Annotated in this window: 24 protein-coding genes; 16 read left to right on the forward strand and 8 right to left on the reverse strand. The window is 68.7% G+C overall.

All coding sequences use genetic code 11. The annotated features are described in order from the left end of the window. Positions 1-119 precede the first annotated feature (119 nt). From minE to minC (ASF53_RS09120), 3 genes are read right to left on the reverse strand one after another with little or no spacing between them, the layout of a single operon-like run. Positions 120-407 (reverse strand): cell division topological specificity factor MinE, encoded by a 288-nt coding sequence (gene minE, locus ASF53_RS09110; protein WP_056197183.1) that lies wholly within the window; start codon positions 405-407, stop codon positions 120-122. Continuing rightward, the gene (gene minD / locus ASF53_RS09115; RefSeq protein ID WP_056197185.1) at positions 404-1219 is read right to left on the reverse strand and encodes a septum site-determining protein MinD; all 816 of its coding nucleotides are present in this window, start codon (positions 1217-1219) and stop codon (positions 404-406) included. Before minD ends, minE begins: the two co-directional genes overlap by 4 nt. Positions 1220-1231: 12 nt before the next feature. After that, positions 1232-1918: a septum site-determining protein MinC gene (gene minC, locus ASF53_RS09120; protein WP_056197187.1), complete on the reverse strand. Its 687-nt coding sequence runs from the start codon at positions 1916-1918 to the stop codon at positions 1232-1234. Between the two features lie 372 nt (positions 1919-2290). On the opposite strand from minC (ASF53_RS09120), the gene ASF53_RS09125 reads away from it, so the two are divergent. Beyond that, on the forward strand, positions 2291-3979 hold the full coding sequence (locus tag ASF53_RS09125; RefSeq protein ID WP_056197189.1) for a methyl-accepting chemotaxis protein: 1689 nt from the start codon (positions 2291-2293) through the stop codon (positions 3977-3979). Between the two features lie 144 nt (positions 3980-4123). On the opposite strand, the gene typA is transcribed toward ASF53_RS09125, so the two are convergent. Continuing rightward, the gene (typA, locus tag ASF53_RS09130; RefSeq protein ID WP_056197195.1) at positions 4124-5950 is read right to left on the reverse strand and encodes a translational GTPase TypA; all 1827 of its coding nucleotides are present in this window, start codon (positions 5948-5950) and stop codon (positions 4124-4126) included. 336 nt (positions 5951-6286) lie between these two features. On the opposite strand from typA, the gene ASF53_RS09135 reads away from it, so the two are divergent. The 9 genes from ASF53_RS09135 (at position 6287) to ASF53_RS09175 (ending at position 17190) form a co-directional block, all read left to right on the forward strand. Further along, entirely contained in the window at positions 6287-7555 is a 1269-nt protein-coding gene (locus ASF53_RS09135; RefSeq protein WP_056197198.1) for a DUF2254 domain-containing protein, read from the forward strand. A 126-nt stretch (positions 7556-7681) separates the two neighbouring features. Further along, positions 7682-8413: a septum site-determining protein MinC gene (gene minC / locus ASF53_RS09140; RefSeq protein WP_056197199.1), complete on the forward strand. Its 732-nt coding sequence runs from the start codon at positions 7682-7684 to the stop codon at positions 8411-8413. Between the two features lie 293 nt (positions 8414-8706). Beyond that, positions 8707-9687 (forward strand): ABC transporter substrate-binding protein, encoded by a 981-nt coding sequence (locus ASF53_RS09145; protein ID WP_056197204.1) that lies wholly within the window; start codon positions 8707-8709, stop codon positions 9685-9687. A gap of 12 nt (positions 9688-9699) precedes the next feature. After that, complete coding sequence (locus ASF53_RS09150; protein WP_056197207.1) at positions 9700-10521, forward strand: ABC transporter permease; 822 nt, start codon at positions 9700-9702, stop codon at positions 10519-10521. Positions 10522-10529: 8 nt separating this feature from the next. Continuing rightward, positions 10530-11399: an ABC transporter ATP-binding protein gene (locus ASF53_RS09155; protein ID WP_056197208.1), complete on the forward strand. Its 870-nt coding sequence runs from the start codon at positions 10530-10532 to the stop codon at positions 11397-11399. 375 nt (positions 11400-11774) lie between these two features. After that, positions 11775-13664, forward strand: coding sequence for a sensor histidine kinase (locus ASF53_RS09160; protein WP_056197211.1), 1890 nt, complete (start codon positions 11775-11777; stop codon positions 13662-13664). Beyond that, positions 13654-15009, forward strand: a complete 1356-nt coding sequence (locus ASF53_RS09165) for a sigma-54-dependent transcriptional regulator (RefSeq protein ID WP_056197214.1) — start codon at positions 13654-13656, stop codon at positions 15007-15009. Before ASF53_RS09160 ends, ASF53_RS09165 begins: the two co-directional genes overlap by 11 nt. 26 nt (positions 15010-15035) lie before the next feature. Continuing rightward, positions 15036-15881, forward strand: a complete 846-nt coding sequence (locus tag ASF53_RS09170) for a beta-keto acid cleavage family enzyme (RefSeq protein ID WP_056197217.1) — start codon at positions 15036-15038, stop codon at positions 15879-15881. Positions 15882-16272: 391 nt separating this feature from the next. Beyond that, positions 16273-17190 (forward strand): transporter, encoded by a 918-nt coding sequence (locus tag ASF53_RS09175; protein WP_200943195.1) that lies wholly within the window; start codon positions 16273-16275, stop codon positions 17188-17190. 47 nt (positions 17191-17237) lie between these two features. Here ASF53_RS09175 and ASF53_RS09180 read toward each other — a convergent pair whose 3' ends face one another. Continuing rightward, positions 17238-17885, reverse strand: a complete 648-nt coding sequence (locus tag ASF53_RS09180) for an HdeD family acid-resistance protein (protein ID WP_056197219.1) — start codon at positions 17883-17885, stop codon at positions 17238-17240. 623 nt (positions 17886-18508) lie between these two features. On the opposite strand from ASF53_RS09180, the gene map reads away from it, so the two are divergent. Next, complete coding sequence (gene map / locus ASF53_RS09185) at positions 18509-19261, forward strand: type I methionyl aminopeptidase (protein ID WP_056197221.1); 753 nt, start codon at positions 18509-18511, stop codon at positions 19259-19261. 12 nt (positions 19262-19273) lie between these two features. On the opposite strand, the gene ASF53_RS09190 is transcribed toward map, so the two are convergent. Beyond that, the gene (locus tag ASF53_RS09190; RefSeq protein ID WP_056197223.1) at positions 19274-19702 is read right to left on the reverse strand and encodes a protein tyrosine phosphatase family protein; all 429 of its coding nucleotides are present in this window, start codon (positions 19700-19702) and stop codon (positions 19274-19276) included. A gap of 177 nt (positions 19703-19879) precedes the next feature. Here ASF53_RS09190 and ASF53_RS09195 point away from each other — a divergent pair, with 177 nt between their 5' ends. Beyond that, a complete protein-coding gene (locus tag ASF53_RS09195) occupies positions 19880-20257 on the forward strand; it encodes a hypothetical protein (RefSeq protein WP_056197225.1) in 378 nt (125 codons plus the stop codon). Positions 20258-20294: 37 nt separating this feature from the next. Here the strand turns inward: ASF53_RS09195 and ASF53_RS09200 are convergent, their stop codons facing one another. Beyond that, positions 20295-21683: an HD-GYP domain-containing protein gene (locus ASF53_RS09200; RefSeq protein ID WP_056197228.1), complete on the reverse strand. Its 1389-nt coding sequence runs from the start codon at positions 21681-21683 to the stop codon at positions 20295-20297. 302 nt (positions 21684-21985) lie between these two features. Here ASF53_RS09200 and ASF53_RS09205 point away from each other — a divergent pair, with 302 nt between their 5' ends. Together ASF53_RS09205 and ASF53_RS09210 are read left to right on the forward strand one after the other, a co-directional pair. After that, on the forward strand, positions 21986-23149 hold the full coding sequence (locus ASF53_RS09205) for an acyltransferase family protein (RefSeq protein ID WP_056197230.1): 1164 nt from the start codon (positions 21986-21988) through the stop codon (positions 23147-23149). 95 nt (positions 23150-23244) lie between these two features. Beyond that, complete coding sequence (locus tag ASF53_RS09210; protein ID WP_056197232.1) at positions 23245-23460, forward strand: DUF3606 domain-containing protein; 216 nt, start codon at positions 23245-23247, stop codon at positions 23458-23460. A gap of 91 nt (positions 23461-23551) precedes the next feature. Here ASF53_RS09210 and ASF53_RS09215 read toward each other — a convergent pair whose 3' ends face one another. Continuing rightward, the gene (locus tag ASF53_RS09215; RefSeq protein ID WP_056197235.1) at positions 23552-23968 is read right to left on the reverse strand and encodes a flagellar biosynthesis repressor FlbT; all 417 of its coding nucleotides are present in this window, start codon (positions 23966-23968) and stop codon (positions 23552-23554) included. A gap of 203 nt (positions 23969-24171) precedes the next feature. Between ASF53_RS09215 and ASF53_RS09220 the strand changes: the two genes are divergently transcribed. Continuing rightward, positions 24172-25329 carry a flagellin N-terminal helical domain-containing protein gene (locus tag ASF53_RS09220; protein WP_056197237.1) on the forward strand — a complete coding sequence of 386 codons (1158 nt, stop codon included), beginning with the start codon at positions 24172-24174 and terminating at the stop codon, positions 25327-25329. A gap of 182 nt (positions 25330-25511) precedes the next feature. Then, on the forward strand, positions 25512-25949 hold a 438-nt coding region (locus tag ASF53_RS24880), incomplete at its 3' end, for a flagellin N-terminal helical domain-containing protein (protein WP_502690572.1).

Below are 25949 nucleotides of genomic sequence, written 5' to 3' on the forward strand. Positions count from 1 at the left end.
AACGGCCGGTCGTTCCCGTTCGCCCATCGCAACGCGGCCACGGACAGCACTTTGAAACGAAAAGACCTGCGGCACCCGTTCGGGGCCGCAGGTCTTGGTTGGCTGGAAGGAGCAGCCGGTCAGGCGATGGCGCGCTTGGCCTTCGCCTTCGGCTTGAGCACCGCATCGACAGGGAATTCGATGTCGACGCCGAGGGTCGAGACACCTTCGCCCCGCTCCAGCTTGATCTGCACCTTGTCGCGCTCGACCGTGACGTGCTTGGCGATCACGTTCAGGATCTCTTCGCGCAACGTGATGATCAGGTCGGGCCGCCCATTCTCCACGCGCTCGTGCGCGAGAATGAGCTGAAGGCGTTCGCGGGCGACCGAACCGGAGCCACGCGGCTTGAGGAAGGTCAGGACACTCATGCGGCCCTCCGTGTGAACAGCTTGTTGATCAGGGACTTACGGTCGGAGGGGATCGCCATCGGCACGGTCTCGCCCTTCAGGCGACGCACGGCATCGATGTAGGCGCGCGAGGGCGCGCAGAGCGGGTTGTTGAGCGTCACCGGGCAGCCGACATTCGAGGCGCGCAGCACTTCGAGGCTCTCCGGGATGATGGCCAGCAGCGGGATCGAGAGGATCTCGAGCACGTCATCGACCTTGAGCATGTCGCCACGGTCGGCGCGGGCCGGGTCGAAGCGGGTCAGGATCAGGTGTTTCTCGATGGTGTCGCCGCGCTCGGCGCGGACGGTCTTGGAGTCGAGCAGGCCGATGATCCGGTCCGAGTCGCGCACCGAGGAGACCTCGGGGTTCGTCACCACCACGGCGACATCCGCGTGGCGCATGGCGAGCTGGGCGCCGCGCTCGATGCCGGCGGGGCTGTCGCAGACGATCCAGTCGAACCGCTCGCGAAGCTCGCCCATCACCCGCTCGACGCCCTCGTCGGTGAGCGCGTCCTTGTCGCGGGTCTGCGAGGCGGGCAGCAGGGAGAGGTTCTCGAGGCGCTTGTCGCGGATCAGCGCCTGGGGCAGCTTGGCGTCGCCGTTGGTGACGTTGATCAGGTCGTAGACCACGCGGCGCTCGGCGCCCATGATCAGGTCGAGGTTGCGCAGGCCGACGTCGAAATCGACCACGCAGACCTTCTCGCCGGCCTGCGCCAGCGCCGCACCGAGCGCTGCCGTCGTGGTGGTCTTGCCGACGCCGCCCTTACCGGACGTGACACAAAGAACCTTGGCCATTCTCTTTTCCCCTTAACCCAAGGCTGCAATTTTGATCGCGCCGCCGTCGGACCAGATCTGGACCGCTTGACCGCGCAGGTGAGTGCCCATGTCCTCGGCCGTGCGGACGAGGCGGTCGATGCCGAGAAGCTCGGGCTCGAACTTGCGGCAGTAGATGCGTGCGCGAGGGTTGCGGGCGGCGCCCGCGATGGCCCGCCCGCGCAGGGCGCCGTAGACATGGATGGAGCCGCCCGCGAGGATTTCGGCGCCCGAAGACACCGAGCCCATCACGGTCACGTCCCCCTCGCGGTGGACGATGCTTTGGCCCGAACGCACCGAGCCCTCGATGGTGAGGGACGACACGCCCGGCTTCTCTTCCTCGAACGCCGGCGCCTCGACGACGTCGCCGGCGGGGCGACCGCCGATGAGCCGCGGCGGCAAGAGCGAGGGCAGCGGGGCCTCCGCACCCTCGATGCCGAGGATACGGAGCTTCCGGGCCGACAGCTCGGCGATCAGGGTCTCCAACTCGGACGGCGCGGGTTTGAGGCCGGCGACGTCGAGGATCACGGCCCTGTCGTCGAACAGCGTGGCCGATCGCTTCAGGGCTGCGTCCAGAAGGGCGAGCCACTCGGCGAGGGGAGCTTCCGGCGCCAACGAGACGGCGCGGAAGACGCGGCCTCGCAGGGGCAGTGAGGGGCGGGTGGGAGCGGGGCTGGTCACGGGCGTTGACGTTTCCTTACCGACACGCCCATTGACCGCCCGGATGGTTACCGGGGAGTTAATTTTTTCCGGCACCGGGCAAGAATTGCCGGGCAAGATTTATCCGGTCCATCCCCGCGGATCGAAAAATCCTCATCGTGCCAGGGGTTTGGCTGAAATTTGCCGGGTGGAAACAATCCTTAAGCCGGCCTGTGCCTGTGGGATCGCTGGATCCTGTGATCGGCGCGAATCAAGCACATCGGCCCCGTGCGGCGGCACAAGCGCACAACTTTGTTGTGCCACCCTGGATTAACGGGGCTTTAGGCGCGCCGTGACCATCATTTGTTGAAGCGCCGCCGCCGTGCAGCGCATGTGAGCCCGCGGATCAGCGCAATGCGTGCCATCGCCAACCTTTCCATTATCGCCAAGCTCGTCGTCGTCTTCGCGCTCGTCATCCTAGCCGTCTGCGGTTCGACCTTCATCAGTTGGCGTAGCCTCGGCACGATCGAGGAAACCAACCGCTGGCGCGACCACACCTATCAAGTCCTCCTCGATCTCGACCGGCTGACGGGCAGCATGGTGGACCGGGAGACGGGCCTGCGGGGCTACCTCGTCTCGGCCGACACCGCCTTCCTCGAGCCGTTCCACGCCGGGACCAAGAATTACACCGAGGCGCTGGCGCGGCTGCGCACGCTCGTCTCCGACAACGCCGAGCAGCTTCGCCGGCTCGACGTCCTCGATACCGCCGCCGGCCAGTGGGCCCGCGATGTCGCCGAGCGCGAGATCGCGCTGATGCGCGACGAGGCGACCCGCGAGCAGGCGCGCCGGATCGAGGCGTCCGGTGCCGGCAAGACCACCATGGACACGGTGCGCAAGGTCGCCGTCACGATCGCCGATACCGAGCGGGCCCTTCTGGAATCGCGCGCCCGGATCGCGGCGGAGGCCGCCAGCGCCTCTCGCTTCGCCGTCGGCACCGGCCTCGCGGCGCTGCTGGCCGCCGCCGGCCTCGGCATCCTGTTGCTCAACGGCTTCGTCGCCCGCCCGATCCGCCGCATGACCGGCCTGATGAGCCGCCTCGCGGAGGGCGATGCGAGCGTCGAGATCCCCTTCCGTGAGCGCCGCGAGGAGGTCGGGGCGATGGCGAACGCGGTTCAGGTGTTCAAGGACAACCTGATCCGCACCCGCGCCCTGGAGGAAGAGACCGCCCTGGCGCGGGCCGGGGCCGAGGCGCAGCGCAAGGCGGCGATGCGCGACATGGCCGACAATTTCGAGCAGGCCGTGAGCGGCATCGTCGGCACCGTTTCCGCCGCCGCCACCGAGTTGCAGGCCACCGCGCGGAGCATGGCCGGCACCGCCTCGCAGACGGCCGACCAGTCGAACGCCGCCGCCGCCGCGGCGGAAGAGGCCGCCACCAATGTCGGCACGGTCGCCGCGGCGGCCGAGGAGCTTGGCGCCTCGGTGCAGGAGATCGCCCGGCAGGTGACCGGCTCGACGAGCCTGGCGCAGAAGGCCGTCGTCGAGGCCGAGGGCACCGCGCAACTCGTGCAGGATCTCAGCGTCGCCGCCGCCCGGATCGGCGACGTGGTGGGGCTGATCTCCACCATCGCCGGCCAGACCAACCTGCTGGCGCTCAACGCCACCATCGAGGCGGCGCGGGCGGGCGAAGCCGGCCGCGGCTTCGCCGTGGTCGCGGCGGAAGTGAAGGAACTCGCCAACCAGACCGCCCGGGCGACCGACGAGATTTCCGGCCAGATCGGACAGGTCCAGTCCATCACTGGGCAGGCGGTCACGGCCATCGGCGACATCGCGGCCCGCATCCGCGAGATCGACGGACTGGCCAGCTCGATCGCCGCGGCGGTGGAGGAGCAGGGCGCGGCGACCCAGGAGATCGTGCGCAACGTCTCCGAAGCGTCCGCCGGCACCGGTGCCGTGACGGGCAACGTCGCGAGCGTCGCGGTGGCGGCCGAGGAGACCGGGGCCGCCGCGAATCAGGTTCTGACCTCCGCCTCCGAGCTGTCGCAGCAATCCGAGCGCCTCGACGGCCAGGTCCGCCACTTCCTCGCGACGGTGCGGGCCGCCTGAGGCGCGCCGGGACCCCCATCACTTCCGCGGACCGGGGGTGATGGGGGTCTGAAACGCCCCGTTCGTGACGGGCGCCGAATGAAAAAGGCCCCGATGCGTTCACCGCATCGGGGCCTTTTCGTTGGGGCGGAGGAAGCGGGGCTGTTAGCCCGTCAGCGCTTCCTTCGAGCGCTCGAAGCGCTTGCGCTCGTTCGGGTCGAGGTGGATCTTGCGCAGGCGGATCGACTTCGGCGTGACTTCCATCAGCTCGTCGTCCTGAATCCAGGCCAGCGACTTCTCCAGCGTCATCCGGATCGGCGGCGTCAGGCGCACGGCCTCGTCCTTCGAGGTGGTGCGGATGTTGGTGAGCTTCTTGCCCTTGAGCACGTTCACCTCGAGGTCGTTCTCGCGGTTGTGCTCGCCGACGATCATGCCCTGATAGACCTTGGCGCCGGGCTCGATCATCATCGGGCCGCGATCTTCGAGGTTCCACATGGCGTAGGCCACGGCCTCACCCTTGTCGTTCGAGATCAGCACGCCGTTGCGGCGGCCGGCGATCTCGCCCTTGTAGGGCTCGTAGGCCTTGAACAGGCGGTTCATGATCGCGGTGCCGCGGGTGTCGGTCATCAGCTCGCCCTGGTAGCCGATGAGGCCGCGGGTCGGAGCGTGGAAGACGAGCCGGAGCCGGTTGCCGCCCGAGGGCCGCATCTCGATCATCTCGGCCTTGCGCTCGGACATCTTCTGCACGACGACGCCCGAATATTCCTCGTCGACGTCGACCACGACCTCCTCGACCGGCTCCAGGATCTCGCCGTCCTCGTCCTTCTCCAGAACGACGCGCGGACGCGACACGGCCACCTCGAAGCCTTCGCGGCGCATGGTCTCGATCAGGATCGAGAGCTGCAGCTCGCCGCGGCCGGAGACGTAGAACGAGTCCTTGTCGGCGGCTTCCTCGATTTTGAGCGTGACGTTGCCCTCGGCCTCCTTGAACAGGCGGTCGCGGATCATGCGGCTCGTGACCTTGTCGCCCTCGGTGCCGGCCAGCGGCGAATCGTTGACGATGAAGGACATGGTGACGGTCGGCGGATCGATCGGCTGGGCCTGGATCGGGGTCTCGACCTGCGGGTCGCAGAAGGTGTCGGCCACCGTGCCCTTCACGAGACCGGCGATGGAGACGATGTCGCCCGCCTCACCGACCTCGATCGGCGCACGCTCCAGGCCGCGGAAGGCGAGGATCTTCGAGACGCGGCCGGTCTCCACGACCTTGCCGTCGCGCGAGAGAACCTTGATCGACTGGTTCGGCTTCACCGTGCCGGAGGCGATGCGCCCCGTGATGATGCGGCCGAGGAACGGGTTGGCTTCGAGCAGCGTGCCGAGCATCCGGAACGGACCCTCCTCGACGCGGGCTTGCGGCACGTGCTTGAGCACGAGGTCGAACAGCGGCGCGAGGCCGACATCCGGCGAGGCGTCGGGCGAATCGGCCATCCAGCCGTTGCGGCCCGAGCCGTAGAGGATCGGGAAGTCGAGCTGCTCGTCGGTGGCGTCGAGCGCCGCGAACAGGTCGAACACCTCGTTCACGACTTCGTTGATGCGCGCGTCCGGCCGGTCGACCTTGTTGATCGCCACGATCGGGCGAAGGCCGATCTTGAGCGCCTTGCCGACCACGAACTTGGTCTGCGGCATCGGGCCTTCGGCGGCATCGACCAGCACGATCACGCCGTCGACCATCGAGAGGATACGCTCGACCTCACCGCCGAAATCGGCGTGGCCGGGGGTGTCGACGATGTTGACGCGGGTATCCTGCCAGACGACCGAGGTCGCCTTGGCGAGAATCGTGATGCCACGCTCCTTCTCGAGGTCGTTGGAATCCATCGCCCGCTCCTCGACCCGCTGGTTTTCGCGGAAGGTGCCGGACTGCTGAAGCAGCTTGTCGACCAGCGTCGTCTTGCCGTGGTCGACGTGGGCGATGATGGCGATGTTGCGCAGCTTCATCGGAGATCTCGAGCCGTTCGGAAACTTGGAGCCCGGCCATAAAGCGCCGTGTCGCGGGCCGTGTTTCGACGGTCGTGACGCCAGGGTACGGATTCGGGCGGTATCGCGTCGCAATATAAGGTGTCGCCCGATCCGGCAAGTGCGCGCGGCGCCGTGTCGGTCGCGGGAGCCATGCCTTCACCCCGTGGCAAGACGGGCCGAGGCATGAATCGTGTTCGATCGCGCCCTCATGCGGGGACGCTGTGGGGCCGCTTGGCCTGAGTGACGGCTGCCGGCGCTTCCGCTTCGGCATGCTCTGCGGGACGGTGGTCGAAGATGCCGCGTTGGCGATGGTTGATGGCGCAGGTCGTGCGGCGCCTCTGGGTGCGCGCCACGCTGATCGGCTCGGCGGGGGTGATGGCGGCGCTGCTGGCGGCGGTGGCCGAGCGCTACCTGCCCTGGACGGTGCCGGGCGCGATCAGCACCGATGCGCTCGACAGCATCCTCACCGTCATCGCCTCCAGCATGCTGTCCGTCACTACCTTCTCGCTGAACGTCATGGTGTCGTCCTACGGCTCGGCCACGAGCAACGTCACGCCCCGCGCCACCAAGCTCCTCATTGAGGACCGGGTGACCCAGACCGTCCTCTCGACCTTTCTGGGGTCCTTCCTGTTCGGCATCGTCGGCCTCGTCGTCTCGAAGACCGGGGCTTACGGCGAGAGCGGGCGCACGATCCTCTTCGTCGTCACGATCGCGGTCATCGTTCTGATCGTCGTCGCGCTGCTGCGCTGGATCGACCATTTGACGCGCCTCGGCCGCGTGGGGGAGACGACCGACCGGGTCGAGACGGCGGCCCGTACCGCGATCGAGACGCGCCTGCGCGACCCCTATCTCGGGGGCCGACCCCTGCGCGATCCCGACCAGCAGATCCCGGCGGGCGCCGTGACGGTAACCGTGGACGCGATCGGCTACGTTCAGCACATCGACATGGCGGCCCTGTCCAAGATCGGCGAGGCGCACGACATGGAGATCTTCGTCGCGGCGACGCCCGGACGGTTCGTCCATCCGGAGACGCCGGTGGCCTGGATCGACCGGCTCGAGGCCGGGGAGGACCGGGACACGCTGCGCCGGAGCGTCGGCGGGGCGTTCTTGGTCGGGAACGAGCGTGCCTTCGACCAGGACCCGCGTTTTGGCCTCGCGGTGATGAGCGAGATCGGTTCGCGCGCCCTGTCGCCCGCGACCAATGATCCCGGCACTGCGATCGACGTGATCGGCCGCTCGACCCGCCTCGTTAGCCTCTGGGTGCGCGGCACGACCGCTCCGGAGGCGGGCGAGCCGAAACATCCGCGCATCCATGTCCCGCCGCTCGACACTGCCGATATGTTCGAGGACGCCTTCATGTTGATGGCCCGCGACGGCGCGGGGCTGATCGAGGTGCAGCTGCGCATCCAGAAGGCGCTGCTGGCCCTGAGCCGCATCGGCGGCGAGGCATCCCGGGCCGCCGCGCTGCATCAGTCGCGCATGGCCCTGGAGCGCGCCGAACTCGCGCTCACGCTCGAGGCCGACAAGATCCGGCTGCGCGCGGCGGCCGGCGCCGTCGAGGCCGCCGAGGCGAGCCCGGCCTGAGGGCGGCGCTCGCCCCGGTCTCGCGCCGTCGAGGCGTTTGCTGTTGAGGACGCAGCACCCCCGCGCGGCGCGGCGCGCGATCTGCCATAAGCTGTCGGGCATGATCCACACGCTGCGACGTTGCCCGTGACCGACCGTCCCCCGATCCGCTTCCGCGGCCGCTCCTTCCTGGCGATGGTGCTGGCCCCCGTGCCGCCGATCGATCAGTGGCTCGCCGAACTCGATGCGCTCAAGCGGCGCGCGCCCGCCTTCTTCTCGGTGCGGGCGATCATCCTCGACGTGACTGGCCTGCGCTTCGAGCGCTCGGACCTCGCGCATCTCTGCGAGGAGTTGAACCAGCGCTCCATCACCATCCTCGGCATCGAGGGCATCGGGCCGACCTCGCTCGGGCCGGGCTTCCCGCCGCCGCTTGTGGGGGGCAAGCCGGTCGATGACATTACGCCGCCCGAGCCCGGCGCCGCCGAGGCGCCGGCTGCGGCGGATCACCCGTCCGCCCCGGCTTTAGTGGCGTCCGCGGCCCCGGCTCGGACGCGCTCCTTCGTCCTCGATGCGCCGGTGCGCTCGGGGCAGGTGATCCAGCATCTCGACGGCGATGTGACCGTGATGGGGTCGGTCGCCTCGGGGGCGGAGGTGATCGCGGGGGGCTCGATCCACATCTACGGCGCCCTGCGCGGCCGGGCGATCGCAGGGGCGGTGGGCGATCCGGGCGCGCGCATCCTCACCCGGAAGTTCGAGCCGGAACTCGTCGCCATCGACGGTCTTTACAAGACCGCCGACGATCTCGGCGGCACCCGCTGGGGCCAGTCGGTCCAGGCGCGGCTCGAAGGCGACGCCATCGTCCTCGTGCCGCTCGACTGACGCCGCGTTTCGGCACGCGCCACCCGGCGACATCCGTCCATCACGAAAGCGTGCGGGTGGCGGTCATCCGCCGCCCAGACGGCGCGGGTGGCGGTCATCCGCCGCCCAGACGGCGCGGGTGGCGGAAATCCGCCGCCCGTCCTTCGGATGTGAACCGGGAGCTTCCGAAAAAACCCTTTCCAAGCAGTAAATTGCAGGAATCTGGGTGCTTTCTGCATGGCTGGCATGCGCTCTGCAAAGAGGACCGGACCATTCGCACCGGCCGCAGAGCCGGGCCATCCGGGAGAAGCCCCTTGCTCGAACGTCTTCGTTTCACGCGTCGCGGCCTTGCCATGCTCGCCGCCGCGACCGCCGCATCGCTCGCCCCGCTTCCGCTCTCCGCGCAGGAAGTGGTGCGCGTCGGCAACCTCAAGCTCGCCCACTTCGCCGGCGTCTCCTACGTCAAGGAGATTGCCAAGACCTGCGGCCTGACCGTCGATCTCAAGATCTTCGCCAAGGGGCCCGATATCATGCAGGCGATGCTCGCCGGCGAACTCGATGTCGGCGCCACCGCCTCGGAGGCGGCGATCTCGGCCCGCGGCAACGGCGCCCAGGTCTTCATCGTCGGCGGCTTCGCCAAGGGCGGCGCCCGCCTGCTGGCGACGCCGGATTCCGGCATCAAGTCGGCCGCCGACCTCAAGGGCAAGCGGGTCGGCGTCACCCGCGGCTCGATCCAAGAGGTGCTGCTCGGCGCCGAGATGGCCAAGCACGGCCTCAAGGCCCGCGACGTCAACCTGATCTATCTCGGATACCCGGATCTCAACCAGGCGCTGCTGCAGAAGCAGGTCGATGCGATCATGCAGACCGAGCCGCAATCGGCCCAGGCCATCGCCCGCGGCTTCGGCGTCGAGGTGATCAAGCCCTACGACACCCCGGTCGGCTCGCCGATCCGCACGCTGGTGATGACGGAGAAGTTCTACGGCGAGAAGAAGCCGGTCGCGGCCAAGTTCATGGAATGTTTCGTGAAGGCGCAGAAGACCTTCATGGACGATCCCAAGGCCGCCGAGACCTTCGTCACGCAGGACGTGTTCAAGGGGCAGGTCACCGCGGCGGAGTTCCAAGAGGCGCTCGCCAACTCGCCCTACACCCTGGAGATGAGCGCCGACCACATCCAGCGGACCACCGACGTCATGGCCGAGCACGGCATCGGCAAGATGTCGAAGCCCGCCAAGGCCGCCGAGTGGGTGAAGCTCGACCTGCTGGAGGCCGCCAAGGCCTCCGCCGGCACGAACTGAGGAGGGCTCCCCGTGAACGCCTTGCGTCTCAAACCCCTGGCCGAGGGGCTGGCGGTTCCCGTCGCCATCCTCGTGCTCTGGCAGCTCGCCTGCACGGCGGGGCTCGTCAACCCGATGGTGCTGCCCTCGCCCGCCGCGGTCGCGGTGCGCTGGTGGGCCTATCTCGCCCCGCTCGAAGCCTATGATCCGGAACACGGATCGTGGTTTGCGTGGCTCTTCTCCGGCGAGATGCTGCACGATGCGGTGGCATCGCTCTACCGCGTCGTCGTCGGCTTCGCCGTCGGCGCCGGGCTCGCCCTGCCGCTCGGCCTGTTCATGGGCTCCAGCGACCTGATCTACCGCCACATCAACCCCTTGATGCAGGTTCTGCGGCCGATCCCGCCGATCGCCTACATCCCGCTCTCGATCCTGTGGTTCGGCCTCGGCAACGCGCCCGCCGTGTTCCTCATCGCCATCGGCGCCTTCTTCCCCGTGCTGATGAACACCATTGCCGGCGTGCGCCATGTGGACGGGATCTATATCCGCGCCGCCCGCAGCCTCGGCGCCAGCCGGATGACGATCTTCCGCCGGGTCATCCTGCCGGCCGCCACCCCCTACATCCTGTCGGGGGCGCGGATCGGCATAGGCACCGCCTTCATCGTGGTGATCGTGGCCGAGATGATCGCGGTCAATAACGGCCTCGGCTTCCGCATCCTGGAGGCGCGCGAATATTTCTGGTCCGACAAGATCATCGCCGGAATGCTGACCATCGGCGCGCTCGGCCTCGTCATCGACATGGCGGTAAGCCGCCTGAACAATCACCTGCTCCGCTGGCATCGCGGCCTGGAATCGTGAGGTCCCCCATGTCCGTGCAACCGCATCCCCTCGAATCCGTCACCCAGGACGCCGTTCCGATCGCGCCGCCGGTGACGTCCGCCGCCTCCCCGCACATCGTGGTCTCGGGCGTGGACAAGATCTTCCCCGTCCCCGGCGGTGAGGTCGTCGCCCTCAAGGACATCGACCTCACCATCAACCGCGGCGAGTTCGTCTGCCTCCTCGGCCCCTCCGGCTGCGGGAAGTCGACGCTGCTCAACGCCATCGCCGGCTTCTCGCACCCGACCCGCGGCGGCATCGACGTGGAGGACCGCAAGGTCGCCGCGCCCGGTCCCGACCGGGGCATGGTGTTCCAGGAATACGCCCTGTTTCCCTGGATGACGGTGGCGCAGAACATCGCCTTCGGCCTGGAGATCAAGGGCATGGCCCGCGGGGCGATCCAGGCGCGGGTGGCCGAACTCCTCGACATGCTCAAGCTCGCCGAGTTCCGCGACCGCTTCCCCAAGGATCTGTCCGGCGGCATGCGCCAGCGCGTGGCGATCGCCCGCGTGCTGGCGCTGGACAGCCCGGTGATGCTGATGGACGAGCCGTTCGGCGCGCTCGACGCCCTGACCCGCCGCTCGCTGCAGGACGAGCTGCTGCGGATCTGGGCGGCGACGGGCAAGACCATCGTGTTCGTCACCCACTCGATCGAAGAATCGATCTATCTGGCCGACCGCATCGTCGTGCTCACCTACCGCCCCGGCACGATCAAGCGCGACCTGCGGGTCGAGCTGCCGCGCCCGCGCGACAGCGCCTCGGCCGCCTTCAACGCCCTGAAGCGCGACCTCTCCGCCCTCGTCACCGCCGAGCAGCACCGGTTCGAGCAGGTGGAGTTGAAGGGGCTGACGACGGATTGAGGATTGCCGCCGCAGCTTTCTTCGGCCTGCGGCGCTGCCATGTTAGGCTCTCATATCGTTTCCGAATGATCACGTCGGGGACCGCGGATCCCCTCTCCCCGCTGAGCGGGGAGAGGGCTCGACCGACCTCGTCGTCGGCTGAGCGAGCCGGCAGGCGAGGGTGAGGGGGCTTCGACGGATGTGCTTCTTCCGTACAGGCCCCCTCACCACCGCTTCGACTCTCGCCTCCGCTTCCCGCAGGCACGGCAGGGTGCCTGCGGGCCTCTCCCCGCACGGCGGGGAGAGGGGGGAGTTGCGGCCCCCGTCCGATCAATCGGAAACCGCATCAGATCGCTCACCGCATATGGTGGCGGTGACGGAAGTCTCGTCCGGTCCATGAGAGTGACGCCCTTCCCCCGCGCCACGGTCGCGCATGTCCTCATCCTCGCCGTGCTGGCGGTTGCCGCCGTCTTCGCCGTTCTCAAGGCGGGGGAGGTGACGGAGGCCCGCGTGGCGGAAAGCCTCGCGGGGGACGCGCGCCAGCGGGCGGAGATCTACGCCCAGAGCCTGGAAGGCACCATCGAGCGGTTCGGCTTCCTGCCGGCCGCCGCCGCCCTCGATCCGCGGGTGCAGTCCTTGCTCGCCGCCCCCGACGATCCGGCGCAGGTCGCCACCGTCAACGCCTATCTCCAGCGGCTGAGCCGCGAGGCGGGGGCGGGCGTCGTCTATCTGCTGATCCCGTCCGGCCTGACCATCGCCGCCTCGAACTGGGACACGCCCCAGACCTATATCGGCCAGGATTTTTCCTATCGTCCCTATTTCACGCAAGCGCGCGACGGGCGCACCGGGCGCTTCTATGCCATCGGCACGCTGACCGGCGTGCCCGGCTACTTCATCAGCGCCCCCGTCATCATCGACGGCACGGTGCGCGGCGTGGTGGCGACCAAGGTCAGCCTCGACCCGCTGGAGACGATCTGGCGCGAGGGCAGCGACCGCGTGCTGGTGACCGACCAGAACGGCATCGTCTTCCTCGCCTCCGATGCAGGCCTCAAGTTCCGCGCGACGAAGCCCCTCGACGAAGCCGCCCGCGCCGGCATGGAGCGGACGCGCCAATACGGGCGCGACGACTATGCCCCGATCGATCTCGGCCGGACGGAGACGGTCGGCGGCGTGCCCCTGGTCACCCGGTCGGAGGCGGCGCCGCTCACCCGCGCCCTGTTCGAGGAGGCGAGCCTGCCGGCCTATGGCTGGACGCTGCTGCTCTTCGCCGACGCCGCGCCGGTGGCCATTGCCGGGCGCAGCGCCCGAGCCGGCGCGATCCTGGCGCTGGTCGTGCTCGGCCTGATCGGCCTCTACGGGGGCCAGCACCTGCGGCGGGTGCGCGAGAACCGCGCGGCGCAACGCGCTTTGGAAGCCGCGGTCGCGGCCCGGACCGCCGATCTCAGTGCGGCCAACCTCAAGCTCGCGGGCGAGATCGAGGAGCGGACCCGCGCCGAGAGCGACCTGCGCGAGGCGCAAGGGGAACTGGTTCAGGCGGCCAAGATGGCGACCCTCGGCCAGATGGCAGCGGGCATCACCCACGAACTCAACCAGCCGCTCGCCGCCATGCGGGGGCTGGCCGACAATGCCTCCGCCTTCCTGAGGCAGGGCCGGGAGGCGGACGCTGCCGCCAACCTGACCCGCATCGTCTCCCTGGTGGACCGGCTCGGCAAGATCACCGGACAGTTGCGCAGCTTCTCCCGCCGCTCGGGGACGGAGCGGGTCGCGGTCGATGTCGGCGTGGCGGTCTCGGAGAGCCTCGCCATCCTGTCCGCCCGCATCCGTGACGCCGGCGCGCGGGTGACGACCGACCTCGATCCGGCGGCGCGATGGGTGGTGTTCGAGCCGATCCGCCTGTCGCAGGTGCTGGTCAACCTCGTCGGCAACGCCCTCGATGCGGTGAAGGGGCGCCCCGGCGCGGAGGTCGCGGTGCGCGCCTGGGCCGGGGACGGGCAGGTCGTGCTCAGCGTCGAGGATAACGGGCCGGGCCTCGACGCGGCGGCCCTGGCGCGCCTGTTCGAGCCGTTCTTCACCACCAAGCCGGCGGGGGAGGGGCTCGGCCTCGGCTTGCCGATCTCGCTCGCCATCGCCCGCGAATTCGGGGCGAACCTCCAGCCCCGGCCGATGCCCGGCGGCGGCCTCGCCTTCGACCTCGTGATGGAGGTCGCCAAGGAAGCGATCAAGCAGGACGCGCTCAAGCAGGACGCGGACACGCCCCCGCCGGAGAGGATGCGCCATGTTTCCTGAGGCTGAGCCAGCCGCGGCGCGGGTCGTGCTGATCGACGACGAAGAGATGGTCCGGCTTGCCATGGAGCAGGCGCTGCAGCTCGCCGGCATCGCGGTCGAGGCTTTTTCCAGCGCCGAGGCCGCGCTGCCGGCCATCGGGCGCGGCTTTTCCGGCATCGTCGTGAGCGACGTGCGTCTTCCCGGCCGCGACGGGCTCGAACTCCTCGCCGACATCCGCCGCCGCGACCCGGAATTGCCGGTGGTGCTCGTCACCGGTCATGGCGACATCGCCATGGCGGTCGCCGCCATGCGGGAGGGCGCCTACCACTTCATCGAGAAGCCGTTCGTCAACAACGCCTTCGTCGAGGTGGTCCGCCGTGCCCTGGAGAAGCGGGCGCTGGTGATGGAGAATCGCCGCCTGCGTGATGCCCTCGATTGCGGTGACGCCCCGGGCAGCGCGGTGGAGCGCTGCCTTGTCGGCCAATCGCCGGCCCTGCGGCGGCTGCGCGACGACATCGCCTCGCTCAGCTCGGCCGCCGCCGACGTGCTGGTGCTCGGCGAGACCGGGGCGGGCAAGGAGCAGGTCGCCCGCGCTCTGCACGAGGGCGGGGCGCGGGCGGCAAAACCCTTCGTGGCGATCAATTGCGGCGCCATCCCCGAGAGCATGTTCGAGAGCGAGATGTTCGGCCACGAGGCCGGCGCCTTCACGGGGGCGGGCAAGCGCCGCATCGGCAAGGTCGAGCATGCGAGCGGCGGCACGCTGTTCCTCGACGAGGTCGAGAGCATGCCGCTGGCCCTCCAAGTGAAGCTGCTGCGCGTGTTGCAGGAGCGGCGCGTGGAACGGCTCGGCTCCAACACCAGTGTGCCGGTGGATCTCCGCGTGGTGGCCGCCACCAAGGAGGATCTCGATGCGCTCTCGGAGGCCGGCCGCTTCCGCCGCGACCTGTACTTCCGCCTCAACGTGGTAACGCTGACCCTGCCGCCCTTGCGCGAGCGCCGCGAGGACATCCCGCTCCTGTTCGAGCGCTTCCTCGTCCAGGCGGCGGTGAAGTATCAGCGCCCGGTGATCGAGGTGCCGCCGTCCTTGCGCCGGTCGCTGATGCTCGCCGATTGGCCGGGCAATGTGCGCGAACTCAAGAACGCCGCCGAGCGCTACGTCCTCGGCTTCCTCAGCCCGGACCTTGCCGGCGGCCCCGGCGCGGCGCCTAGCCTCGACGCCCTGCTCGACCGGGTGGAGCGCCTCGTGATCGAAGATGCGCTCAAGGCCTCCGGCCAGCGCATCGCCGAGGCGGCGCGGACGCTCGGCCTGCCGCGCAAGACGCTCTCCGACCGCATGCGGCGTCTCGGCTTGAGCGCGGGCGACTGATTTCCTTCAAGCACGAGACCGAGCCCATGACGCACGATTCCGGCTGGCCGCCGCTCATCCTCGCCAACGCCCCCAACGGCGCCACCCGCAGCAAGGCCGACCATCCGGCCCTGCCGATCACGGAAAGCGAGATCGCCCGCACCGCCGCCGAGATCGCGGAGGCCGGTGCCGCCCTGATCCACGTCCATGTCCGCGACGCGCAGGGCCGCCACCTTCTCGATGCGCAGGTCTATCGCGCCGTGACCGCCGCGATCCGCGCCGAGGTCGGGGATCGCCTCGTGGTGCAGATCACCTCGGAGGCCGCCGGGCGCTACGAAGCCCCGGAGCAGATGGCGGTGGTGCGCGCGACCCGGCCCGAAGCGGTGTCCGTGGCGCTGCGCGAGATCGTGCCGGATGCCGGGGCCGAGGCCGCGGCGGCGGCGTTCTTCGCCTGGGCGCGACGCGAGCGCGTCCTCCTCCAGATCATCCTCTACGAACCGGCCGAGGTGGCCCGCTACGCCGATCTCAAAAGCCGCGGCGTGCTCGGCGAGGGCGGGGATTTCCCGCTCTTCGTGCTCGGCCGCTACACGCCCGGACAGGTCTCGCGGCCCGCCGACCTGCTGCCCTTCCTCGCGGCGGCCGGGGAGGGGATGCCGCTCTGGGCGATCTGCGCCTTCGGCCCGCGGGAGAATGCCTGCGCCCTCGTCGCGGCGGGCCTCGGCGGGCATGTGCGCGTCGGCTTCGAGAACAGCCTGCTCGCGCCCGATGGCCGCCCGGCCGAGAGCAACGCCGCCCAGATCCGCCGCGCGGCGGAGGGGGCCCGCCTGCTCGGGCGCCCGCTGGCCGATGCCGACACCGCGCGGGCGCTGATGGCCCGACCGGCCGTCCGATAGGGCGGGGGTCGCGGGCCGGTATCCGCGCGCGGATCCTGCGTTCCGCAGGCTACGGCACTGGCGCCGGGCCCAATCGGCCACGCCTTGCGGCTCGGTTCGAGAGGCTATGCTTGATACCGGGCCGACTTCTACTGCGGTATGGGCGCCCTCGATCGCCGCGAAGGGCAGATTTGAGGGAGGGCGATTTTTAATCCCGCATTTTTTGCAGACGTGCAGATATTTTTAGTCTGTTGTTTTTGGATTAAAATTGTAACAAGTCCCGAGCTTTATCAATTGATGGACCGAAGCTCGGCTTTTCCCCCTCGGTCCTTCCCTCCATGAAGAACACTCAACGAGCAAAGCGTGCCGAGTCGAGGACGGCGGTTCAGGCGCGAGTTCCGGGGGAATCGACTTGAAATTCGGACAGAAAGTGCGCCGCGCCGCACAGGTCTTCACGTCTGTTTGCGTAGCGGGCGCCTGCCTGGCTGGGGCCTCTTCCTCGGCCCTGGCCCGCTCCGCCGCCTTGCCCGGTATCACCGTCGGCCTTCCGACGGGCTGGCAGGTTCCGGAGGGCGTCCAGATGGCCCTCACGACGAGCTTTGCCGAGCGCAGCACCCAGCCGCGGGACAATCAGGGCAACAACAACCTCGTCGTCTTCCTGTGGGCGACGCCCTGGAAGGTTCTGGGCGGACAGTTGCGGTTCCTTCAGTCGTTCCCGTTCAATGCGCAAAGCCCGCAAGGCGGCCCCTGGCAGGCGGGTCTGTTCCAGCCCCTGACGACGGCCCAGATCGCCTGGAAGATCAACGACAACCTCGGCGTCAGCTACTTCCTCGGCGGCTTCTGGCCCAGTGACACGCTCCTGGCGCTCCGCTCGGCCTCGATCGCCCAGCGCTTCGCGATCAGCTATGTCGGCGATGGCTGGAACGTCACGGCCAACCTCCATTACGGCACGATGCTGGCCGAGAACTCGCCGACCAACGTGCACTATTCCGACTACCTGAACCTCGACCTGACCGCGACCAAGCGGTTCGGCAAATGGTCGTTCGGTGCCGTCGCCTTCGGCTCGACCGACCTGCCGACGAACCGGCGGGGCTACCGGCCGGGCGGGCAGTTCGCAATGGGACCCCTCGTCGCCTACGCGTTCGACAAGTTCACGGTCCAGTCCTTCGTTACCCGCGACATCGCACAGCGCAACCTCGGCGGCGAGGAAACCCGCGCCTGGATGCGCTTCCTCGTGCCGCTCTGGCGGCCGGAAAAGGGCGAGCAGGTTCCGAACCGGGTCACGGTTCGGCGCAACAGCGCCGCGGGGCCGGCGATCGCGGGCCAGTGACGGATCGGCCTGCCTCAGGCGGGCCGGGGCAACGTTTGGTCTGAATATCAGGCGCGGCCGCTCTCCGAGAGCGGTCGCGCCTGCGTCGTATGATGGGTCCGCAGGCGGAAGCCGAGGATCAGCAGCATCACGCCGAAGACCAGCGCGTAAGCGCCGAGCCACCATGTCAGCACCAGCGCCGACATGCCGGGATTGATCAGGAGCGCGATCCCGAACAGCACCGAGACGGCGCCGCCGAGACCCAGCCACCAGCGCCCGTAATGCGGATGGAGGCGGAAGGCCGCCGCGATCATCAGCCCGCCCGAGAGCAGGGCCCAGGCGGCCACGAGAAGCACGAAGGCCCAGACGGCGGCGGCCGGCACGAGAAACGCCGCGACGCCGACCGCGATGTCGAGCAGGCCCTCGAGCAGCAGGAAGCCCCAGCGCTCGTGCTGCCGTGCCGCCCGCACCCCGGCGGCGATGCCGAAGGCGCCATCGACCAGCATGTAGGCCGAGAAGAACAGCACCAGCGAGAGCACGAAGGCCGCCGGTGCCACGAAGGCGATGACGCCGAACAGGATGGCGAGCGCGCCGCGCAGGGCGACGAGCCACCAGTTGCGGGCCAGGACGGTGCTCATCGCGTCGAGGCGGGCCGATCCGGTCAGCGGCACGCCGGACGGAGGGGTTGCACCGGATGTCTCGGACGCTCCAGCCATCTCACGCTCCTTCGGCACAGTTGGGCAAGGTCGAGGTAAGGTCGGGCATGTCGGCGCCGCAGCCGGATCGAACCGGGCACGAGCGTCGCATCGGCTGTGCAACGCAACTTATAGCTGCTCGTTCCCTGCTGCGTGACGGAGAGTCGGGTCGGTAAGCCAATTCGCAAGTGTCCGTGCTCGGGAGCACCAGGTCTCCGGCGAACGCGATGCGTATCCGAGTCGCCGCGATGGGTATCGGTTGCTGCGATCCCACCGTTCGGGATTTCGCTTTCTCGATCCTGAACTCACGATCCCCTGAGCCAGGGCCGTGCGCGGGAAAAGACATCTGCGGGTCTCTCGGATTCTTTGCCGTGAACCTTTCGCGGCCTTTCCAGCAAGCCCCTGCGTGATCGAAGGGTCTGGCGTGTCCGGGTTCGACCGACGCGGTTTGCCCTGTCGAAATTCGACGAGCGAGTCGCCCGGTCCCATGCAGGCATTGCGGCGGCCCGAGCCACGCCGATGGCTTCGCGGGATCGCTCGAAGATGGCAGAACCGTCCGGCCGGAGCCTCGGCCGGAGATCCCCGCGGCTTTCTACGAAGGCCGGGACGGGGAAGCCGGCCCCGACCGTGCGAAAGGACGCGACATGACGGTGTCGAACGACGACGAGTTGGCGGGGCTGAAGCAGATCGGTCGCATCGTGGCCGATACGCTGGCCGTGATGGGCCGGGCGATCGAGCCCGGCATGACCACGCGCGAACTCGACGATGTCGGGCGGGCCTTCCTGGAGGCGGCCGGCGCGCGCTCGGCGCCGGAGACGGTCTACGCCTTTCCGGGTGCGACCTGCATCAGCGTCAACGAGGAGATCGCCCACGGCATCCCCGGCGAACGCCGGATCGCGCCGGGGGATTTGGTCAATATCGACGTCTCGGCGGAGCGGGACGGCTACTTTGCCGATACGGGCGCGTCCTTCGCCGTGCCGCCGGTGACGCGCGCGGTCGAGCGGCTGTGCAAGGACGGGCGCCGGGCGATGTGGGCGGGCCTGCGTCAGGTCGGTGCCGGCAAGCCGCTCTCGGGCATCGGCCGGGCGGTGGGCACCTTCGCGCATAAGAACGGCTACACGCTGGTGCGCAACCTCGCGAGCCACGGCGTGGGCCTGTCGCTGCACGAGGAGCCGACCGAGATCGCGACCTGGCCCGACCCGTCCGAGCGCCGGATCATGCGCGACGGCATGGTGTTGACCGTCGAGCCGTTCCTGTCGCTGGGCGCGGATTTCGCCGAGGACGGCGACGATCCCTGGACCCTCTATAGCCGGCCGCGCGCCCTCACAGTCCAGTACGAGCACACCGCCGTCGCCACGCGCAACGGGCCGCTGATCCTCACCATGCCGGGGTCGTAGCGGGGTCTTCGTTCACCCCGCATTCGCGTCGAGCCAGTGCTCGGCGCCGGAGAGGTCATAGCCGTGGCGGGCGCCGTAGGCCGCCACCTCGTCCCGGCCCAAGCGTCCGGCGAGCACTTCGCCGATCACCCAGAGCGTCAGCGAGCGCGTGCCGCTGCGGCAATGGGCGACGACCGGGCCGGGTGCCGCCTCGACCGCCGCGTGGAAGCGCTCCACCGCCTCGCGGGTGAGGGTGGGGCCGGTCACCGGCAGATCGAGGTAGTGCAGGCCCGCCGCCTCCGCCGCCGCGCGCTCGGCGGCCGCGCCGGGCTGGCCCGGCTCCTCGCCGTCGGGGCGGTTGTTGATGAGGAGGCTCACGCCCTCCGCCCCGAGCGCCTCGATCTCCGCGAGGCTCGGCTGGCCGGCAACCGACAGCTTGGAATCGATGGTTGTCCGCTTCATGCTGCCCACCCGTGTTGCCGTTCGAAACCTGGGCGTAGCGCGCACCCTTCGTCGCAACAAGGCGAGACGCGCGATCAAGCCGGCGCACGTGACGCGGGGCCTCGGCGGGAGCCGTGCAGCCCCTCCGTCCGTTTCCCTGGCACCCGGCAGGACCGGGTCGCTGAACGGAGACACGGGGTGGTGGGGCGGCGCGCCCGTCGCTGGCGCGACGCGGATCCCGAGACGCACGGACCGAAGCCGGCGGACACGCCGGTCTGCCCGCTCTGCGAGCGGCCGATTCCGGCCCATGCGCGCCAGAGCCTGCATCACCTCACGCCGAAGATGAAGGGCGGCACTCACGGGGCGACCGTGCGGCTGCATCAGATCTGCCACTCGGCGATCCATGCCCGCTACAGCGAGGCCGAGATCGCCCGGCGGCTCGCCGAGGTCGAGGCGCTCCGCGCCGATCCCGAGATCGCCCGCTTCCTCGACTGGGTGCGCGGCAAGCCCGATGATTTCCACGCCCCCACGCGCAAGACCCGCGCCCGGCGCGGCGACGGAGCCGTACGGCGCTAGGGGGGGCGTCGGCTCGATCGGAGCGAGGCTTGCCGCCCTACGCCGCCTCGTCCGCCTGCGCCAACTCCGTGTCGAGCCCCGCCAGGGCGCGTTCCAGCGCGTCGAAGCAGTCCGGATCGAAAGCGGTGCCGACATCACTGCGCATGATCGCGAGCGCCTTTTCCACGGGCATCGCCTTCCGGTAGGGCCGGTCCGCGGTTAGGGCGTCGAACACGTCGGCGACCGAGACGATCCGGGTCTCGGGCGCGATCGCCTCGCCCTTCAGCCCTCGCGGATAGCCTCGTCCGTCGAGCCGCTCGTGGTGGCCGCCCCCGATCCGGGCGATCTCGTGGAAGGCAGCCACCCGGGTCAGGATCGTCTCCGACATCGCGGCGTGGTTGCGCATGTCCTGCCACTCGGCCTCGTCCAGCTTGCCGTTCTTGTCGAGGATCGCGTTCGAGACCCCGAGCTTGCCGACATCGTGCAGCAGCGCAGCCCGCTTCAGCCAGCGTCGGCGCTCCGGCGTGTAGCCGAGCTCGGCCGCGACCATGTCGGCATAGACCGCGACGCGCTCCGAATGGCCCGAGGTGAACGGGCTCTTGGCATCGATGATCTGCGCGAAGGCGCGGGCGATGTCGTCGAGATAGTCTTCGTCCACGGTGATCGGGCTGCGGGGCGCCAGGGCGACCACCGCCGCCTCGATCTCGTCGGAGGCCAAGGTCTCCCAGAAGCCGGGGGTGGCCGCGGCCGCTTCGAAGCTCGCCACGATCTGCGGATCGAACCACGTGCCGGCGCGCGCCCGCACCTCGGCCAGGGCCGCCGCGCGGCCGGCGGAGGTGTGGAAGACATCGACCACCTGGGCGAGCAGCGCCACGCGGGCATAGAGTGGGATCGCGGGGCCGGCGAGTCGATCGGGCCGGCCCCCGCCGTTCCAGTGCTCATCAAGGGCGTGGATGGCCTCGCAGACGCTTGGCGGGAACCGCAACTGCCGGGCGATCTCGGCACCGCGCTGGCAGCGGGTCTGGATCAGTTCGTCGACGATCGTCCCCCCGTTCTGCAGAATGTTGAGCACCGCGCGGAAGCGGTCGGCCAATCCGGCCTTGAGGCCCGTATGCGAGAAGACGAAACCCAGAACCTTCGGCAGGCTGTCGCTGACCGTCTTGAAGTCGCGCTTGAAGCTCAGATCGTCCGAAAGGTAGAGTTCACAGATGCGCGCGGCGTTGCTGGAGCAACCGAGGTCTTTCAGCATCACGGTGTGGTAGAGTTCCCAGAGCTGCAGATCGGGCAGGCCCATCTGCCGGCCGATATGGAAGCCGATCCAGGTCGCGCGCACGCAATGCCCGACGGGTTGGCCCTCCGTCAGATCGAGGGCGTGGCTCAGGGCGCCGAGGATCTCCGAAAGTTGGACGGTCCCGGGTTCATCTTCGCCGCCTGACACGATGCGCATGCCGTCCCCCACCCGTCCTCTTGCTCTTCGGCCGGAACAGTGCTGGCAGAGCCTGATGAAAGCGTTGCGCCAAGACAGCGACCCGGCCGGATGGTGAACGGACTCTGCGTGTTACTGCATCCGCAGGTTTGCCAGGGGCGAATACGGCGTTTCAGCCGAGGGCGCGGCAACCGGTGGGAAATGTCCGGCCGTGTTGCTGCGGTATTAACCGCATGGCGAGATCGCCGGGCCGTGCTCGTAGGCGCTTAACGCTTCGGCGCCACGATCGTGGCTCGATCCCGCCCGCACCAGGTCCGCCCACCATGACCGCGATGCCCTCCGAAGCGTCCACCGCGGCCACCCGCCCCCTTCGCCCGCATCCCGAAGAGGCCGCCCGGCTCGCCTGGGTCGATGTCGCCAAGGGCCTGTGCATCATCCTCGTCGTGATGATGCACTCGACGCTCGGCACCGGCGAGGCCCTGGGCGGCGAGGGCTTCCTGCATACGGTCGTTGAATTCGCCAAGCCGTTCCGGATCCCCGACTTCTTCCTGCTCTCGGGGCTCTTCCTCGGCCGGGTGATCGACCGCGACTGGCGCCTGTTCGCGGACCGGCGGGTGGTTCACTTCGCCTATTTCTACGGGCTGTGGGTGGTGATCCAGTCGCTGTTCAAGGCCGGCTCCATCGTCGGCGGGGCGGACGGGATCACGGAGAAACTCGCCGCCTTCGGCCTGCATCTCGCCGAGGCGCTGGTCGTGCCCTACTCGACGTTGTGGTTCGTCTACCTGCTCGCGGTGTTTTCGGTGGTGACGAAGCTGCTCCACCGCCGGGTGCCGCCGGCCCTGCTGCTCGTCGCGGCGGCCCTGCTGCAGATCCTGCCGACGAGCGGCCTACCCGAACTCTTGGACGAGTTCTGCGAGCGCTACGTCTACTTCCTGGGCGGTTATGTGTTCGCCGAGTGGATCTTCCGCTTCGCCGACCGGGTGCGCGCGCGGGCGGGCCTGGCGCTCGCGGGCCTTGCCCTGTGGGCCGTGCTGGAGGCCGTGTTCGTGTTCACGCCGACGGGGATCGAGGCGATGCCGACGCTCGCGCGCCTGCCGGTGGTCAGCCTGGCGCTCGGCACGGTCGGCGCGCTCGCCATCGTCGCCTTTGCCGGGCTGATGACGCGAGCGGGCGGGCCGGTCACCGCGGCGCTGCGGGCCTGCGGCGAGCGCTCCATCGTGATCTATCTCGGCTTCTTCCTGCCGATGGCGCTCACCCGCACCCTGATCGCCCGGTTCAACGAGGCCCAGCCCGATCGCGCCCTCGATGTCGGGCTCGCGAGCCTCGTCGTTACCGTTGCGGCGGTGACGGTGCCGCTCGCCTTCGAGCGGCTGGTGCGCGGCACCCGTCTCGATTTCCTGTTCCGGCGCCCGGCCGCCTTCCACATCGCACCCGCACCGGCCGCTCCGGCACGTCTGCGGCCGGCGGCGGCCCCGCGCGAGGCGTGAGCGGACGACCATAGGCGGAACCATCCTGCCCCGCCCGCCGGTTTGCCCCCATTGGCCCGCGTCGTCACGCGGGTATGGATGGGGAGGACAGGGGCATGGTGCAGGAAGCGTCCGACACGGGACAGGCGGTGAGCGGCGATCCCGCCCAGGTGGTGCTCGACGCGCCACGGGACCGTGCCTACTGGGCGCGCCGGTTCGAGGTGACGGCGGAGCAGGTGCAGGCCGCGGTCGAGGCAGTGGGTTCCGACGCCGCCCGAGTTGCTGCCCATCTCGGCAAGCCCTGGCCCTACGAGAAGAGCGGCATCGTGTGAGGCGGAAGGGGCGGGGCGATCCCCGTTCCAGCAAGAGCCTCGTCCCGGATCCGCGCTTCAGGACGAGGCTCCAGGCTCCTGCCTCGGCCGCTCAGCCCTGATGCGCATCCGCATCGCGGCTCGCTTCGAGATGGCCGAGGAGTTGGCGCTCGTAGGCGATCAGCTCGCGCCCGTGCTTGATCGCGCGGTGATATTGGCTCGCCGAGAGTTCGTCCTGAATCGCGAGGATGTAGGGCGCCATGCTCGGCGACGCCTTCATGATCTCCGTGGCTTGGCGCACGAACAGATCCTCGGCCTCCGGCGGGTTGTCGGCGAGATAGATGAACTGGAGCGTGACGCAGAGCCGCTTGGCGGCGGTGTCGGCCTCGGTCTCGGTGATGATCTCGCTCTCGCGCAGGAACTTGCACTGGTTCTCGATCACGAAGGTCGAGCGGCGGTCGCCGTTGCGGATCAGCGCGCCGTTGATGATCAGCCGCTCCTGGGGCTTGAGCTCGATGCGCAGGGCCATGATGAAGAGTTCCTCGGTGGGACGAAACGAAGCAAAGATCGTGATGTTCTCTTAACCACGATGGCAAGGCTTTGCGCGATGCTTGCGTTTGACAGGCGAAAGCGGCGGAATCGGGCGGTTGGATTAAGGTCTCGGCAAGGCGCGGGGTGGAGGGTCAGGGTGTCGCCAAAAAGGCGGTATCAAGACCCACAAGGATCGCCCCCATGTCTTCCGGCATCACGCTTTCGTCTGCCACCCGTCAGAACCTGCTCTCGCTGCAGGACACCTCATCGCTGACGGCCACCACCCAGAACCGCCTTGCTACCGGCCTCAAGGTTTCCTCCGCCCTCGATAGCCCCGTCAACTTCTTCACCGCTCAGAACCTGTCGAACCGCTCGACCGATCTCAGCGGCCTGCTCGACGGCATCTCGAACGGCGTCCAGGCGATCCAAGCAGCCAACCAGGGTATCACCTCGATCCAGAAGCTGATCGACTCGGCCAAGTCCACCGCCAACCAAGCGCTGTCGACCCAGATCACCACGACCGGCACCGCAGCCAACGACTACGCCGCTCCTGGCTCCGGTGGTGCCAGCGTCAAGCTCTATGTCAACGGCACGGCGACGACGGCGACCATCGCCAGCGGCGATTCGATCGACACGGCCAAGGACACGACCGGCAAGAAGATCGTGCTGAACGCCAGCTCGGCGGTCGAGTTCGCAACGACGACCGGCCAGACCGCACTGGGCTTTGCCGCCGGCACGGGTACGGCTACGGCCGACAAGTACGGCACCGGCAACACGGCCGCGAGCAACAGCGCCAACCTGACGGTGTCAGGCGTCGACACGCGCGCCAAGCTTGCTGATCAGTACAACAGCTTGCTGACGCAGATCACGCAGCTGGCCAAGGATTCGAGCTTCAACGGCACGAACCTGATCAGCAACGGCGCCGCTTCGAACAAGCTGCACATCGCCTTCAATGAAAAAGACACCTCGAACCTCGACGTTCAGGGTCAGGATCTGACGGCCGATGGCCTCAGCCTGACCTCGATCACCGGCAACTCGGGTGCGTCGGTGAACGGGCAGGGCAAATTCCTGCTCGACACCGACATCAAGAGCACGCTGACCAAGCTGACCTCAGGTTCCGATACCCTGCGTACGGCGAGCTCGACCTTCGGCTCGAACCTCTCCGTGGTGCAGAACCGTCAGAGCTTCTCGAAGAACCTGATCAACGTTCTCGATACCGGCGCGTCGAACCTGACCAATGCCGACCTCAACCTGGAAGCCGCGAACTCCCAGGCGCTGTCGACCCGTCAGTCGCTGGGCATCTCGGCGCTCTCGCTTGCCAACCAGGCACAGCAGAGCATCCTCCAGCTTCTGCGCTGATCGCCTTCCCTGAGACGCATCGTGCCAGAAAAGAGACGGCCGGGACCTTGTTCCGGCCGTCGACCCATTCCAAAATCGAAAATTATCCTGCCGAGCGACGGCCGTTAACGCATAAGAAACCCGATACATGGTGAATTAACCCTAATGACGGATCGGTACCGATCTGAACGGGGTTGTTACCCATGTCTTCCAGCGTCACGCTTTCCGCCGCCACCCGCCAGAACCTGCTCTCGCTGCAGGATACCTCGGCGCTGACGGCCACCACCCAAAATCGGCTGGCGACGGGCCTGAAGGTCTCGTCGGCCCTCGACAACCCGGTCAACTTCTTCACCGCGCAGTCCTTCAACAGTCGCTCTGGCGATCTCAATGCGCTGCTCGACTCGATCTCGAACGGCATTCAGACGATCCAGGCGGCCAACCAGGGCATCACCTCGATCCAGAAGCTGATCGACTCGGCGAAATCCACCGCCAACCAAGCGCTGTCGACCCAGATCACCACGACCGGCACCGCAGCCAACGATTACGCCGCTCCTGGCTCCGGTGGTGCCAGCGTCAAGCTCTATGTCAACGGCACGGCGACGACGGCGACCATCGCCAGCGGCGATTCGATCGACACGGCC

Source organism: Methylobacterium sp. Leaf123, from assembly GCF_001423405.1.
Lineage (GTDB): Bacteria > Pseudomonadota > Alphaproteobacteria > Rhizobiales > Beijerinckiaceae > Methylobacterium.